14 protein-coding genes are annotated in these 14,516 nt (G+C 71.4%); 10 read left to right on the forward strand and 4 right to left on the reverse strand.

Annotation, left to right across the window (positions count from 1 at the left end; genetic code table 11):
* Window positions 1-2: 2 nt before the first annotated feature.
* Together J3P31_RS18780 and J3P31_RS18785 are read left to right on the forward strand one after the other, a co-directional pair.
* On the forward strand, window positions 3-2,372 hold the full coding sequence (locus J3P31_RS18780; protein ID WP_210530053.1) for an OmpA family protein: 2,370 nt from the start codon (window positions 3-5) through the stop codon (window positions 2,370-2,372).
* Between the two features lie 26 nt (window positions 2,373-2,398).
* Window positions 2,399-2,725, forward strand: coding sequence for a hypothetical protein (locus J3P31_RS18785; RefSeq protein WP_210530054.1), 327 nt, complete (start codon window positions 2,399-2,401; stop codon window positions 2,723-2,725).
* Window positions 2,726-2,760: 35 nt separating this feature from the next.
* Here the strand turns inward: J3P31_RS18785 and J3P31_RS18790 are convergent, their stop codons facing one another.
* Window positions 2,761-3,726 carry an L-threonylcarbamoyladenylate synthase gene (locus J3P31_RS18790; protein WP_210530055.1) on the reverse strand — a complete coding sequence of 322 codons (966 nt, stop codon included), beginning with the start codon at window positions 3,724-3,726 and terminating at the stop codon, window positions 2,761-2,763.
* 84 nt (window positions 3,727-3,810) lie between these two features.
* Between J3P31_RS18790 and J3P31_RS18795 the strand changes: the two genes are divergently transcribed.
* From J3P31_RS18795 to J3P31_RS18805, 3 genes are read left to right on the forward strand one after another with little or no spacing between them, the layout of a single operon-like run.
* A complete protein-coding gene (locus J3P31_RS18795; RefSeq protein WP_210530056.1) occupies window positions 3,811-5,520 on the forward strand; it encodes an acyl-CoA dehydrogenase in 1,710 nt (569 codons plus the stop codon).
* Window positions 5,521-5,574: 54 nt separating this feature from the next.
* Window positions 5,575-5,790 (forward strand): aa3-type cytochrome c oxidase subunit IV, encoded by a 216-nt coding sequence (locus J3P31_RS18800; protein ID WP_210530057.1) that lies wholly within the window; start codon window positions 5,575-5,577, stop codon window positions 5,788-5,790.
* Entirely contained in the window at window positions 5,790-6,365 is a 576-nt protein-coding gene (locus tag J3P31_RS18805; RefSeq protein ID WP_210530058.1) for a hypothetical protein, read from the forward strand. Before J3P31_RS18800 ends, J3P31_RS18805 begins: the two co-directional genes overlap by 1 nt.
* Window positions 6,366-6,415: 50 nt before the next feature.
* Here the strand turns inward: J3P31_RS18805 and J3P31_RS18810 are convergent, their stop codons facing one another.
* The gene (locus tag J3P31_RS18810; RefSeq protein ID WP_210530059.1) at window positions 6,416-7,096 is read right to left on the reverse strand and encodes a DUF7002 family protein; all 681 of its coding nucleotides are present in this window, start codon (window positions 7,094-7,096) and stop codon (window positions 6,416-6,418) included.
* A 134-nt stretch (window positions 7,097-7,230) separates the two neighbouring features.
* On the opposite strand from J3P31_RS18810, the gene mobA reads away from it, so the two are divergent.
* Window positions 7,231-7,821 (forward strand): molybdenum cofactor guanylyltransferase MobA, encoded by a 591-nt coding sequence (mobA, locus tag J3P31_RS18815; protein WP_368373117.1) that lies wholly within the window; start codon window positions 7,231-7,233, stop codon window positions 7,819-7,821.
* Between the two features lie 131 nt (window positions 7,822-7,952).
* On the forward strand, window positions 7,953-8,534 hold the full coding sequence (locus J3P31_RS18820) for a GNAT family N-acetyltransferase (protein WP_210530060.1): 582 nt from the start codon (window positions 7,953-7,955) through the stop codon (window positions 8,532-8,534).
* A gap of 31 nt (window positions 8,535-8,565) precedes the next feature.
* On the opposite strand, the gene greA is transcribed toward J3P31_RS18820, so the two are convergent.
* Window positions 8,566-9,036: a transcription elongation factor GreA gene (greA, locus tag J3P31_RS18825; protein ID WP_210530061.1), complete on the reverse strand. Its 471-nt coding sequence runs from the start codon at window positions 9,034-9,036 to the stop codon at window positions 8,566-8,568.
* 179 nt (window positions 9,037-9,215) lie between these two features.
* Between greA and J3P31_RS18830 the strand changes: the two genes are divergently transcribed.
* The 3 genes from J3P31_RS18830 (at window position 9,216) to J3P31_RS18840 (ending at window position 13,608) form a co-directional block, all read left to right on the forward strand.
* Window positions 9,216-10,877, forward strand: a complete 1,662-nt coding sequence (locus tag J3P31_RS18830; RefSeq protein WP_210530062.1) for an electron transfer flavoprotein-ubiquinone oxidoreductase — start codon at window positions 9,216-9,218, stop codon at window positions 10,875-10,877.
* A 195-nt stretch (window positions 10,878-11,072) separates the two neighbouring features.
* Window positions 11,073-12,761, forward strand: a complete 1,689-nt coding sequence (locus J3P31_RS18835; RefSeq protein WP_246849669.1) for a tetratricopeptide repeat protein — start codon at window positions 11,073-11,075, stop codon at window positions 12,759-12,761.
* Window positions 12,754-13,608, forward strand: a complete 855-nt coding sequence (locus J3P31_RS18840; RefSeq protein ID WP_210530063.1) for a 4-(cytidine 5'-diphospho)-2-C-methyl-D-erythritol kinase — start codon at window positions 12,754-12,756, stop codon at window positions 13,606-13,608. The genes J3P31_RS18835 and J3P31_RS18840 overlap by 8 nt, the downstream gene beginning before the upstream one ends.
* Here the strand turns inward: J3P31_RS18840 and J3P31_RS18845 are convergent.
* Complete coding sequence (locus tag J3P31_RS18845) at window positions 13,605-14,447, reverse strand: SDR family oxidoreductase (RefSeq protein WP_210530064.1); 843 nt, start codon at window positions 14,445-14,447, stop codon at window positions 13,605-13,607. The genes J3P31_RS18840 and J3P31_RS18845 overlap by 4 nt on opposite strands.
* Window positions 14,448-14,516 lie beyond the last annotated feature (69 nt).

Genomic DNA, 14,516 nt, shown 5'->3' on the forward strand with positions numbered 1-14,516 from the left:
CCATGAAGCTTTCGCCCTCCATCCTTGGCGTCGTCGCGTTCCTTTGTGCCGGCGGACTGTCGGCGGTGGCCGCTCAGAACCTTGTCCGCATCGTCGAGGATCGCTCGGTGGAGGCGGTGGCCGACCGGCTCCGGACCGAAGGCCACGGCTGGACCTCCGTCCTGGGCGACGGGCTGCAGGTGATCCTCGAAGGCGAGGCGCCCTCCGAGGCCGATCGGTTCAACGCCATCTCGGCCGCCGGGGCCATCGTGGACCCGAGCCGGGTCATCGACAACATGCACGTGGCCGAGGCCGATCCCCTCACCCCACCCGACTTCACCGCCGAGATCCTTCGCAATGACGCGGGCGTTTCGCTGATCGGGCTGATCCCGGCCGACATGGATCGCGACGACCTGATGTCCGGGGTCGGGCGGTCGGCCGATGGGGCCGAGGTGACCGACCTGCTCCAGGTGGCCGACTATCCGGTGCCCGAAGGATGGGACATCGCCGTCGACTACGCCCTGAACGCGCTCGATGCCCTGTCGCAGGCCAAGATCTCGGTCGCCGCCGGCCGCGTCTCTATCGAGGCCATCGCCGCCTCGCCCGAAGAGAAGCGTCGGCTCGAGGCCGAGCTGACCCGGATGAAGCCCGAAGGGCTGAGGCTGGCGCTCGCCATTTCGGCGCCCCGGCCCGTGATCACCCCCTTCACCCTGCGCGCGCGCCTCCAGGCCGGCGCGTTCTCGTTCGACGCCTGCTCCGCCGACACCGAGGCGGCCCGCGACGAGATCCTGTCGGCCGCCACGGCGGCGGGGGCGGCGGGGACGCTCGATTGCCGCCTGGGTCTTGGCGTGCCCACGCCCGACTGGGGCCGCGCCGTCGCCCAGGCGATCGCCGCGCTGCACGAGGTGGGGGGCGGGACGCTCACCTTCTCGGACACCGACGTCCTACTGGTCGCGGAGCCGGGGACCGACCGGGCCCTCTTCGACCGGGTCACGGGCGAGCTCGACGGCGCGCTGCCCGACATCTTCGCCCTCGAGGCGGAGCGCCCCGTCCCCGTGGCCGAGGCTCCGCAGGGCCCGCCCGAGTTCCGCGCCACCCTGAGCGAGGAAGGTCGGGTCCAGCTGGCGGGCCGGATCGAGGACGCCCGCATGAACGGCCTGGCGCGCGCCTTCGCCCAGGCCCGGTTCGGGGCGCAGGACGTGACCCTGGCCACCCGCCCCGGTGGCAGCGGCCTGCCTGATGGCTGGTCCATGCGCGTGCTGACGGGGATCGAGGCGCTGTCGCGGCTGGCCGATGGCACCGTGACCGTCACGCCGGACACCATCGCCGTCGTGGGACGCACGGGAAACGCCGCGGCCCGCGACGAGATCGCCGCCCGCGCCATCGAGACGCTGGGTCCCGGCGCCGACCTGGACATCCAGGTGGCCTATGTCGAGGAGCTCGATCCCCTCGCCGCGCTGCCCACCCCCGAGGAGTGCCTGGCCAAGATCACGGCCTTGACCGACGCGGCCAAGATCACCTTCGACCCCGGCTCGGCCACGATCTCGCGCGAAGGCGAACCCGTCATCGAGGCCATCGCCGAGGTCCTGCGGAGTTGCCCCGACCTGCCGCTCCGCATCTCGGGCTATACCGACAGCCAGGGGCGCGAGTCCTCGAACCTCGAGCTGAGCCAAGGTCGCGCCGAAGCCGTGCTCGCCGCGCTCCGCGCCCAGCGGGTGCCGGTCTCGGGCTTCGAGGCCATCGGGTACGGCGAAGCGTCGCCCATCGCCGACAACGGGACGGAAGCCGGACGGGAGGCCAATCGGCGGATCGAGTTCACCTTGATCCAGCAGGGCCTTCCCGCCGCACAGGGACCGGCGGCCCTGGCCGGTTCGGGGGCACTGGAGCCTCAGGGACCGCCCGCCCCCTTCGATGATTCGGCGCAACCCATGGCGGACGCCCCGGACGCTCCGCCCGTGCGCCCCGGAACCGAGACCGACACCCCGGCCCCCGAGGGCGATCAAGCCGCGTCCGACACGGCCTCGGTGGAGGCGGTCCAGCCCCCGCCGGATGGTGCCCCGACAGCAGAAGGAACCACGCCGGCCCGAAGCCGCCTGGATGAGCTGCCGCAGGCCACCGTGATCCTCGGGCCGCTGCCTGCGGCCACCCCGGAGCCGGCCGCGGCTCCGCAGGGTCCGGCCAGCCCACCCGGCAACGCTCCGTCGGAAACCGGCGGCGAGGCCCGGGCCGACTCGACGGCACCGGCCGCAGAGGCTACGACCTTGCCCCAGCCGCCGGACAGCGAAGCCGGTGAGGCTGCGCCCGAGGAGGCGTCTCCGGCCGGCGACCAGCCCGGTCCGGCGGACGCGCCAGGGGCAGGCCAGAATGGCGAGAACGGCGCGGCGCTCGACTGAGCCCGCGCGGGACAGGGACAGGGGACGTGAACAGGACCGAGTTCATCATCGCGACGGCGGTCATCCTTTTCGCGGCCTTCGCCTTGGGCTGGTTCGCGGGCTGGCTTGTCAACCGATTCACCCGCGTCACGCGCGCCGAGATCGGCGAGCTCGACCGCATGGCCCAGGCGCTGCACGACGCCGAGGAGACCCGCGACCAGGCCCTGGCCTACCTCGCGACCCGGGAAGCGGAACTGGAGAACCAGCTCGCCCAGGTTCAGGCCGAGCTGCGGGCCACCATGGACGGCCTGCGCGACGCACGGCAGGAATCCGAGGGCCTTCGCGACTGGATCGAGCGCAATCACCGACGCTGAGGGCACGAGCGCACCACCCGGGCGGGGCCGCAGGATCAAGGGCGCGGGGCCGCCGCGCGGCGGAGTCGGTCGTTGATGGCGCGGCCCAGGCCCCGGTCGGGGATCGGGGCGACGGCGATGCGCTCGGCCCCCATCGCGTCAAGCCGATGCAGACAGCCGAAAAGGTTCGCCGCCGCTTCGGCGAGGTCGCCCGCGGCCGATAGGGTCAGGTCCCCCGGCACCGGACCAAAGCCCAGCATCACCTCGCCGGCCTCGGGCCTGGCGGCCCCAAGGCGGAGGCGGCCCCGGGGCGCGTAGTGCGATGCCATCTGCCCAGGCGCGGCGATGCGGGCCGGATCGGTGTCGGCGGCGATCTCCTGTCCCAGCGCCTCCTGGATGGCCTCGACCGGCAAGCCGCCCGCCCGCAGCAGCCGCGGAGCTGGATCGAGCGCGAGGATCGTGGACTCGAGCCCCACGGCGCAGGCCCCCCCGTCCAGCACCGCGTCGATCCGGCCCGACAGCCCCCCGAGCACATGCTCGGCCGTCGTGGGCGACACCCGCCCCGAGGGATTGGCCGAGGGCGCCGCGAGCGGTCGCCCGACCTCCTCCAGCAAGGCCCGGGCGACGGGATGGGCCGGCGCGCGCAGAGCCACGGTGGGCAGGCCCGCCATGACCAGCGGCGACAGCCCCGCCCCTTCACGAGCCGTTAGCACAAGCGTGAGGGGTCCCGGCCAGAAGGCCGCCATGAGGTCCCCGGCGACGCTGGACACCTCAGCCAGGCGCGCGGCGGCCTCGGAGCCCAGAACATGGACGATCAGGGGGTTGAAGCTCGGCCGCCCCTTGGCGGCATAGATCCCCGCCACCGCCCGTCCGTTCCCGGCGTCCGCACCGAGTCCGTAGACCGTCTCGGTCGGAAAGGCCACGAGCCCACCATCCCGCAGGAGGTCGGCCGCCACGCGCAGCCCCCCGGCGTCGGGCCGGAGCCGACGCGTCGCGAGGTCGTCCGGGAGCAGGTCGGTCATGACGTGGCGTTCCGGTTTGAGGACAGGGCAACCCCCTCTAGGCTCCGCGCTGCGCCTTGCCTAGCCCCGGCCGGAAGTCCGTCCATGCCCTACCGTTCGCCGCTCGCCGAACTGCGCTTCCACCTCGATCACGTTGCGGGCTTCGCGCGGGTGGCCGCGACCGACCGCTTTGCCGAGGCCACGCCGGACATGGTCGACGCCGTCCTGACCGAGGCCGCCCGGCTGTGCGACGAGGTGCTGGTGCCCCTGAACCGACAGGGCGACCTGCACCCCGCCCGGCTGGAGAACGGCGTGATCCGCACCTCGCCCGGTTTCGCGGACGGCTACCGGGCCATTGCCGAGGGCGGCTGGATCGGCCTTGCCGCTTCGCCGGACTGGGGCGGCGCGGGGCTGCCGCTCGCGCTTGCCACCTGCGTGAACGACATGATGTCGGGGGCCTGCCTCGCGCTCCAGCTCAACCCGCTGATGACCCAGGGCCAGATCGAGGCGCTGGGCCACCACGCCTCGCCCGAGATCCAGGCGCTTTACCTGCCCAAGCTCGTGTCCGGCGAATGGTCCGGGACCATGAACCTGACCGAGGCGCAGGCCGGCTCGGATGTGGGCGCGCTCCGCACCCGAGCCGAGCCTCTGGGCGACGGCACCTACGCCATCACCGGCGAGAAGATCTACATCACCTGGGCCGACAACGACTTTACCGCGAACGTCGTCCACATGGTCCTGGCGCGGCTGCCCGACGGGCCGTCCGGCACCAAGGGCATCTCGCTCTTCCTGGTGCCCAAGCTGATCCCTGACGGCGGCGGCCGTCCCGGCGAGCGCAACGCGCTGCGCCCCCTGAAGCTCGAGCACAAGCTGGGCCTGCACGGATCGCCCACCGCGGTCATGTCCTATGAAGGCGCCAGGGGCTGGCTGGTGGGCCCGCCCCATGGCGGCATGGCGGCGATGTTCACCATGATGAACAACGCCCGCCTGGGCGTGGGCGTGCAGGGGATCGGGGTGGCCGAGGCCGCCTTCCAGCAGGCGCTCGACTGGGCGAGGACACGCCGGCAGGGCCGTGCGGAGGGGTCCGGCGCCATCGTCGAGCACGCGGACGTGCGCCGGATGCTCGCCACCATGAAGGCCGACCTGTTCGCCGCCCGGGCCATCGCGCTCGATTGCGCGGTGGCGCTCGACATGGCCACCGCGACTGGCGACCCGCTCTGGACGGCGCGCGCCGCGTTCCTCACCCCGATCGCCAAGGGGTTCGGCACCGATGTGGGCCACGAGGTCGCGCAGCTTGGCATCCAGGTCCATGGCGGCATGGGGTTCATCGAGGAAACAGGCGCCGCCCAGTACGCCCGCGACGTCCGCGTCACCCAGATCTACGAAGGGACGAACGGGATCCAGGCGCTCGACCTCGTGGGCCGCAAGCTCGCGGACGGGGGGGAGGCGGCGGGCCGGCTCATCGACGAGACCGTGGAGATCGCCGCCCTTGCCCGGGCGTCGCACCCCGACCTTGCGGAGCCTGTCTGGCAGGCCGCCGAAACCCTCCGCGAGGGGACGGAGTGGCTGCTGACCCATCCCGGGGACCGGGCCGCGGGCGCCACGCCCTACCTGCGCGCCTTCGCCCGGGTCCTGGGCGCCCGCGCCCACCTCCTGGCCGCCATGGCGGGCGACGGCGCGCGCGAACGCCTGGCCGCCTTCTATGTCCATCGCCTCCTCCCATCGCATGGCGGCCTCATGGCGCAGGTGCGGGACGGGGCCCGCGCGGTCATGGCCGTGACGCCCCACGACCTCGGATCTGGCGGGGGGGCGTGACAGTCGGCGGGGGATCGTCTATCCCCGCCCGGACCCACCGCAGAGGACACCGCCATGGCCCAGCACAGCCACAGCCCGGAGCATGAGGGCGCCCTCGCCCGCGAGACCCTGGCGCACACCACCAAGGCCCACGTCACCCCCCATCACGAGCCCGGCACCATGGACATCACCCGCCAGCAAGAGACCTTCGTCACCTTCCTGCGCTTCACCACGCGCATGGCCGTGGTCATCGTCGTGCTGCTGCTCCTGCTCGCGCTGTTCAACGGCTGATGCTTCGCCGCACGGTCCTGCTCGGCCTCCCGCTGGCGCTGGCGGGTTGCGCCGGCACCTCGGTCTGGGCTCCGGACGATGCGGTCGAGCACGCGCGCTATCGTGCGCCCGGCCCCACCTACCTGGCCCTCGTGACGGTGCGGAACGAAGGGGACGGACAGGGCGCGCACACCGCCCTCCTCATCAACGCGAGCGAGCGGGTCCTGTTCGACCCCTATGGCGGCTGGACCGACCCCCTGGTGCCGGAGCGGAACGACGTTCTCTTCGGCTTCTCGCCCGGCGTCGAGGCGCGCTACCTCGATTACCAGGCCAAGGACGGCTACTACTATGTCCGGCAGGAAATCCAGGTCCCGCCCGAGGTGGCCGAGCAGGCCCTGGTGCTGGCCAAGAACTACGGCGCGGTCGGGATGGCGCAATGCACGCGCGCGACCTCGGACATCCTGCGCCAGCTGCCCGGCTTCGAGTCGGTCCGCCTGACCTTCATCCCCGAGATGCTGTCGGGCCGATTCGGGCGCCTGCCCGGGGTCACCACGATCGAACGGCACGGCCCTCGGCTCCCCGCCGAAGGAGCCTGAACCAGCGGGCCCGCAGGAGCCTTGGACCGGCCCGAACCGCGCCCGACCGATCAGCGACGCTCCCAGGTCACGGCCTCCTCGCAGTCGCCGCGCATCCGCACCACGCGGCGAACGAAGCGGGCGATGTCGGGCACGCCGCCCAGGACCGCGAGTTCGACGACCGGCTCTCCGCGCCGGCCCCGCTTTCGCCGCCAGTCCGCATAAGGGTAATCGCCGATCGGCCGGAAGGTGTCCCATCCCCGTGCGGCGGGGAAGGGGTCCGTGACGCCGCTGTTGATGGGGGACAGCTCGATCCGGTCACGATGCGCCGCAACAAGCGGAGCGGCCTCCACCTCCAGCACGTCATGGACCTTGTCCCGGTAAAGCTGCGCGCCGAGCAGCCGGGTCAGCCGTTCGCGCCGGAGCCAGAAGAACACGCGGCCGTTCAGCATCCGGAGCCACGTCTCGACGGGCAGGTCGGGGGGAAGCACCCGGGCCAGCCTTGCGACGTTCAGGGGCCGGTTGTCCCGGATCACCGCGCGGCCCAGGTCGGGCCGTTCGAGGGTGACCGCCTCGGGCCGGCGCTGCGCCTCGATGGCCTGCCGAGCGGACCCCGAAGCCCCGTAAAGGTCCAGGAGCGCCGAGGTGCTCAGCAAGCCCCTGTCGCGGATCTGCGGCCAGCTTCCTTCCTCGGCCATGTGGAAGAGAACGGGATGATCGTCGAGCAGTTCGGCCAGTTCGGCGTCGGTCATGCGCGCTCTCCGTCCCCGGATGAGGACCTCCCATCCTTCCGGAAAGGTCGCCCCCACGGGCCCGGGGTCAAGTCCAGCTGGCCCGGGTCGCGCCGCACGCCTATCCTGGGGTCCGGCCGAAGAAGGAGCCTGCCGTGAGCCTTGTCCCGATCCCAGCCGTCATCGTCGCGGGCGGCCTCGCGCGCAGGATGGGCGGCGGCGACAAGATGCTCCGACCCTTGGGGACGGGCACGATCCTGTCGGAGATCCTGCGGCGGCTGGGTCCGCAGGCCAGCCCTGTCGCGATCAACGCCAACGGCGATCCGGCCCGCTTTGCGGCCTTCGGCCTGATCGTCCTGCCGGATCCGGTCGAAGGTCGGCCGGGGCCGCTCGCGGGGCTTCTCGCCGCGATGGAATGGGCGGAACGCCTGGGCGCCCGTGAGGTCCTCAGCGTGCCGGGCGACGCGCCCTTCCTGCCACCCGATCTCCTGCCGCGCCTGCGGCAGGCTGGCGCGCCGGCCATCGCCAGCTCGGGCGGGCGCGATCATCCGGTGGCCGGGCTCTGGCCGAGCGCCCTGGGCGCCCAGCTCCGCGACGACCTGTCCGGGGGCCTGCGACGGGTCCTCGACTTCGCCGACCGGCAGGGCGCGCGACGGGTCGTCTTCGACTTAGGAGCCGGCGGTCCCGATCCGTTCCTGAACATCAACACGCCCGAGGACCTGACCAAGGCCGCAAGCTGGCTCTAGGGGTCGAACGCGCCCGAGATGGATGCCGAGGAGCCCTGCGCCGCATCGCGGGGCGGGGGCGCGGGACGGGCTTTCCGCCGATCAGGGAGTCGGGGCTGGATTTCCGAAGCGAACCGCCCAACATCCCTGTCATGCGCATCGTTCGTGGCTTCACACCCGTCGACCGGCCGGCCATCGCCGCCCTGTATTGGGAAGCCTTCGGCCAGAAGCTGGGCCGGGCCTTGGGCCCGAGGGACCGTGCCCTTCGCTTCATCGAGACCGTGCTCTCCCCCGACCACGCCTTCTGCGCCTTCGACGAGGACGGGCGGCTGCTCGGGGTGGCCGGGTTCAAGACCCTCGAGGGCGCGCTGGTGGGGGGCGACTTCGCGGACATGGCGCGCGTCTATGGCCGGATCGGCGCCATGTGGCGCCTGGCCGTCCTGGCGCTCCTGTCGCGCGAGACCGAAAACGTCCGCTTCCTGATGGATGGCATCTTCGTCGCGCCCGAGGCCCGTGGACAGGGGGTCGGGACCCGCCTTCTGGACGCGATCGCGGCCGAAGCGCGCGCGCGGGGCTACCACGAGGTCCGGCTCGACGTGGTGGAGGACAACACGCGGGCCCGCGCGCTCTATGAGCGGGTCGGCTACAGGGCGGTGGCCCGGCATTCCACGGGCCTGCTGCGCTACGTCTTCCGCTTCCGGGCGGCCACGACCATGGTGCTGGACCTCGGCTGAGGTCCACACCGCGGGCCGGGCCCGGCTCTCCTCAGGAGTAGGAGATGCTGAGGACTTCGTAGCTCTTCTCGCCGCCCGGGGTGCGGACCTCGACGCTGTCGCCGACCCCCTTGCCGATCAGCGCGCGGGCCAGGGGCGACTTGATGTTGAGGCGTCCCTTCTCGATGTCGGCTTCGTACTCGCCGACAATCTGGTAGGTCTTCTCCTCGTCGGTGTCCTCGTCGACAAGCTGCACGGTCGCGCCGAACTTGATCGGCCCCGACAGCTTGGCGGTGTCGATCACCTCGGCCAGAGAGATGACGCTTTCGAGCTCCTTGATCCGGCCCTCGATGAAGCTCTGCTTCTCCTTGGCGGAATGATACTCGGCGTTTTCCGACAGGTCGCCGTGGGCGCGCGCCTCGGCGATGGCCGCGATGATCTCGGGCCGCTCCACAGTCTTGAGGCGCTTGAGCTCGGCGTCGAGCTTGTCGTACCCGGCGCGGGTCAGCGGGATCTTTTCCATTTGCAGCCTTCTTACGCACGCTGGGTGGTTCAGGGACAGGTTCATAACCCGGCGGGAGGGTCCCAAGTCAAGTGCCGCGCACCCCTGGCCGCGCCAGGGGTGATGCAACGCCATGTCGCATTTGCGCTTTCCCGCACAAATGTCTACCTCCGGAGCCTGAAATGCAGAGGGGCAGGGCGATGGCCGAAGTCGAACGCGAATCCATGGACTACGACGTGGTGATCGTCGGCGGCGGTCCGGCCGGCCTGTCGGCGGCGATCCGTCTGAAGCAGCTCGATCCCGACCTGTCGGTGGTCCTGCTCGAGAAGGGCTCCGAGGTCGGCGCCCATATCCTCTCGGGCGCGGTGCTCGACCCGGTGGGCCTCAACGCCCTCATCCCCGACTGGAAGGCCAAGGGCGCGCCGCTCGACACGCCGGTCACCGAGGACGCCTTCTATGTCCTGGGCGAAGGCGGGCGGGTGAAGATCCCCAACCGGATCATGCCGCCCCTGATGGACAACCATGGCAACTACATCGTGTCCATGGGCAACGTCTGCCGCTGGCTGGCCCGGCAGGCCGAGGATCTGGGCGTCGAGCTGTTCACCGGCATGTCCTGCTCCGAGCTGGTCTGGGGCGAGAACGGCCGCCTTGCGGGGGTCGTCGCGGGCGAGTTCGGCAAGGTCGCGGACGGCACCTTCGAGGGCACGCCCGGCCCGAACTACGAGCCGGGCATGGAGATCCGGGGCAAGTACGTGTTCCTGGCCGAAGGCGTGCGCGGCTCCCTGTCCCAGCAGGTGATCGCGCAGTTCAAGCTGGCCGAGGGACGCGAGCCCCAGAAGTACGGCCTGGGGATGAAGGAGCTCTGGACCGTGGAGCCAGGCCGCTTCGGCGCGGGCCGGGTGTTCCACACGATGGGCTGGCCGCTGGACCGCAGCGCGGGCGGCGGCGGGTTCATCTACGGCCTGTCCGACACCGAGGTCTATGTGGGCTTCGTCGTCCACCTGAACTACCGCAACCCCTACCTGTACCCCTACGGCGAGTTCCAGCGCTTCAAGCACCACCCGCTCGTGGCCGAGATCCTGACGGGCGGCAAGCGCACGGCCTACGGCGCGCGGGCCATCAACGAAGGCGGCTGGCAGTCGCTGCCGAAGCTCGCCTTCCCGGGCGGCGCGCTCCTGGGCTGCGCGGCGGGCATGGTCAACGTCCCCCGCATCAAGGGCAACCACAACGCGATGCTCTCGGGCATCCACGCGGCCGAGGTGGCGCAGGCCGCCATCGCCGCGGGGCGCGAGGGCGACGTGCTCGAGGACTACGACAACGTCGTGCGGACCGGCGCGGTGGGCCGCGACCTGCGTGCGGTGGCGAACGTGAAGCCGCTCTGGTCCCGCTACGGCGTCATGGCCTCCATGGGCCTGGGCGGCCTCGACATGTGGACGCGCACGCTCCTGAACCGTTCGGTCTTCGGCGAGATCCGCCACGGCAAGACCGACGCCGAATCGACCGAGCCCGCGGCGAAGCACAAGCCCATCGCCTACCCCAAGCCCGACGGGAAGCTCAGCTTCGACCGGGTGACCAACGTGGCCTATTCGGGCACCAACCACGACCCCGACCAGCCCGCGCACCTGAAGCTCAAGGACCCGAGCATCCCGATCGCGCGGAACCTGCCCCTCTTTGCCGAGCCCGCGCAACGCTACTGCCCGGCCGGCGTCTACGAGGTGGTCGAGGAGCCCACGGGACCGCGGTTCCAGATCAACTTCCAGAACTGCGTCCACTGCAAGACCTGTGACATCAAGGATCCCAGCCAGAACATCGTCTGGACCGTCCCGCAGGGGGGCGACGGACCCAACTACCCCAACATGTGACGGGGTCGAACGCCCCCGGACGCGGCGACCGCGCACGGGGGCGGGAAATCGCCGGTTGCATCCCGGATCGTTCCACCCTTGATTGCACCCGCTCACACCCGTCCCTAACTTGGCGGACGGGACAGGACGACAAGGAACAGGACCTTGCACGCATCGGGACGAGGGTCTGCCCTTCTTGGGGGCCTGGCCACCGCTTTGGCACTGATCGCCTGGACGCCGGCCGGGGCCCAATCGTCCGCAACGGAGGCCAGCACAGCCCCCGCGGGCACCTATCTCGCGGCCCGGGCGGCCCGCGGGGCGGCGGACCTGCCGGTTGCGGCCGACCTGTTCGCCGAGGCCCTTGCGGCGGATCCGACCAACCCGTGGCTTCTGGGCAATGCGCTGTCGGCCAACCTGGGCCTGGGCCGCATCGAGGCGGCAGAGGATCTGGCCACCCGCATCGTCGAGGCCGGGCTTGCGAGCCCCTACGCCAGCCTGACCCTGGCCCTGTCCCATGCCGGGACGGGCGACTGGCGCGGCCTCCTAGGGGAACTCGAGGCAGGGCACAGCGTCAACTCGCTGGTGGACGGGCTGTCGCGCGGCTGGGCCTGGGTCGGGCTGGGCGATACCGGGGCCGCGGTGTCCGCCTTCGACGAGATCGCGACGACCCCGGCCTTGCGGGCCTTTGCGCTCTATCACAAGGCGCTGGCCCTTGCGCTGGCCGGCGATCTTGCCGGGGCCGATGCAGTGCTGGCGCTGCCTGAATCCGAAGGAATGCAGCACACCCGCCGGGCCGTCCTCGCCCATGCGGAAATCCTGGCCGCCCTTGGTCGCCCGCAGGACGGGCTGGCCCTGATCGACCAAGGCTTCGGCTCCGATCTCGACGCGCCGCTGGCCGACCTGCGCGCCCGTCTGGCCGCCGGGACGCCCGTGTCCTTCGACCTTGTCACCACCCCGGCCGAGGGCTTGGCCGAGGTGTATCACAGCGTTTCGGCCGCCCTCGCGCCCGAGGACGCCGAAGCGGCCCTTCTTTATGCCCGCGCCGCCCTGGCGCTGGACCCCCGCCATGCCGAGGCGGCTCTTCTGGCCGGGCAGCTCCTCGAGAAGCTGGGGCAGCCAACGCTCGCCCGCGACGCCTATGCGCTCGTTCCCGCCGAGGACCCGCTGGCCGTTTCGGCCGAGCTGGGACGCGCCGGCGTCCTCAAGGCGCAAGGCGAGGACGCGGCCGCGCTGGAGGTCCTCAGCCAGTTGGCCCAGGATCATCCGGACCTGCCCGAGGTCCAGGCGGAGCTCGGCGACCTTCTTCGCGGGATGGACCGCTTCGCGGAGGCGGAGGCCGCCTACACCCGTGCGATCGATCTTTCCCCGGACGGTTCCGGGCGCCTCTGGTACATGCGCTTCATGAGGGCGCTGGCCCGCGAGGGTCAGGCGAACTGGCCAGGCACCGAGGAGGACCTGCGGGCGGCTCTGGCGCTCCGGCCCGACCAGCCCCAGCTCCTCAATCACCTGGGCTATTCTCTGGTGGACCGGGGGGAGAAGCTGGACGAAGCGCTGGACATGATCCGCCGCGCGGTGGACCTGCGGCCCGACAGCGGCGCGATCGTCGACTCGCTCGGGTGGGCCTACTTCAAGCTCTCGCGGTATCCCGAGGCTGTGGTCGAGCTGGAAAAGGCCGCAAGCCTTGCCGCGACGGATCCGGTGGTGAACGATCACCTGGGCGACGCCTACTGGATGGTGGGACGCACCCGCGAGGCCCGCTTCCAGTGGACCCGCGCCTTGTCCTTCGACCCGTCCCCCGACGAGGCCGAGCGCATCCGCGCCAAGCTGGCCGACGGCCTTGGCGCATCGCCCGCCGACCCGAGCAAGGAAACGGCCGGAGTGCCTGCCGTCAGCCCCGGTGGATAAAGGCTTCGCCCCCGCCAAGGTGAACCTCGCCCTCCATGTCACCGGCCTGGGCGCGGACGGATATCACCAGCTCGACAGCCTCGTGGTCTTCGCGGGGACCGGCGACCAGATCACGGCGACCCCCTCGCGGGAGCTCTCGCTCACGGTGGGCGGTCCCTTCGCCCCCGGCGTGCCGACCGATGAAACGAACCTAGTGCTCCGGGCCGCCCGCATCCTGCGCGACGCGCGGGGCGTGGAGAAGGGAGCCGTCATCCGCCTGACCAAGAACCTGCCCCATGGGGCCGGGATCGGCTCGGGGTCATCGGATGCGGCCGCGACGCTCAAGCTCCTGGCCAAGCTCTGGAACGTGGAGCCCTTGGCGGCCGACGCCCCGGAGGTGCTCTCGCTGGGCTCGGACGTCCCGGTGTGCCTGCGCGCGCCGGCGCCGGCCCGGATGCGTGGACGCGGGGAGGTGATCGAAACGCTTCCCCCGCTGCCCAGCCTGGGGCTCATCCTCGTCAATCCCGGGACCTCGCTGCCGACCAGGGACGTGTTCCAGGCCCTCGCCACCAAGGAGAACCCGCCGCTGCCCGACCTGCCCAAGGTGGGCAAGGCCGAGGACTTCGCGGCCTGGCTCCGGATGGTGCGGAACGACCTGCAAGCCCCGGCCGAGACGCTGGCGCCCCCGGTCAAGGACGCGCTGGACCTGCTCCGGCGGACACCCGGGGTGCTGGCGGCCGTCATGTCGGGCTCCGGGGCCACCTGCGTCGGCATCACCAAGGACGCCGGGTCGGCCCGGACGGCCGCCCGAATCATCCAGGTGGCGCGCCAGGCCTGGTGGGTCGCCCCGGCCCCGATGCTGGCCTAGGCGGAGAAGCGGGCCGCGTTATCCCGGGCGTAGGTTCCCAGGTCGCGGGGCGCCCGCCCGGTCAGCGTCTCGACGTCCGGGGTCACGACAGAGGCCCAGCCTTCCCGAACCGGGTGGAAGATGGCCGCGAGGAAGCGCGCGTAATCCTCGGGCACGCCTGCGGCGGTCACGATGCCGACGAACGTCTCGTCGTCGACCGGACGATAGGTGACGCTGCGGCCAAGCAGGTTCGACAGAGACGCGGCAGCCTCATGGTAGCTCAGGGCCTCGGGACCCGTCAGGTTGAAGGCCCGGTTGTCGAAGCGATCGGTGGTCAGCGCCGCCACGGCCGAGGCGGCGATGTCGCGGGCGTCGATGAAGCTCGTCTTGCCGTCCGCCGCCGGGACGGTGATGACGCCGTGCCGCACGATCCCGTCGCGCCAGTAGGTGTGGAAGTTGTCCATGAACCAGTTCGGCCGCAGCGTGACCCAGCGCGTGCCGCTCCGCTCCAGCTGCAGTTCGGCTTGCCGGTAGGGGATCGAATCATCCGCGTCCACGCCGATGACGCTCTGGAACACCACCTTGGTGCCCGCCCCGGCCGCACGCTCGATGATGGGGCTCAGGATCTCCAGCGTGTTCAGGTAGCCCGAGGGAACCAGGACATACGCCCGGTCCACGCCGTCGAAGGCCGCCTCATGGGTGGAGGGATCCATGTGGTCGAAGCGCACCGCCTCGGCGCCGGCGACCGGGGTCGCGCCGCGGGAGGCGGCCTTCACGTTCTCGCCCCGGGCCACGAGCCCGGCCACCACATGCGCCCCTACCGTCCCCGTCGCACCGAGCACGAGAATCCGTCCTGACATCGCCATCTCCATCGTCTACATGGTTTCAAATTGAAACCTGGTTTCCATGCGCCAGCAGATGGCATGATT

It is taken from the genome of Rubellimicrobium arenae (assembly GCF_017916275.1).
Lineage (GTDB): Bacteria > Pseudomonadota > Alphaproteobacteria > Rhodobacterales > Rhodobacteraceae > Rubellimicrobium > Rubellimicrobium arenae.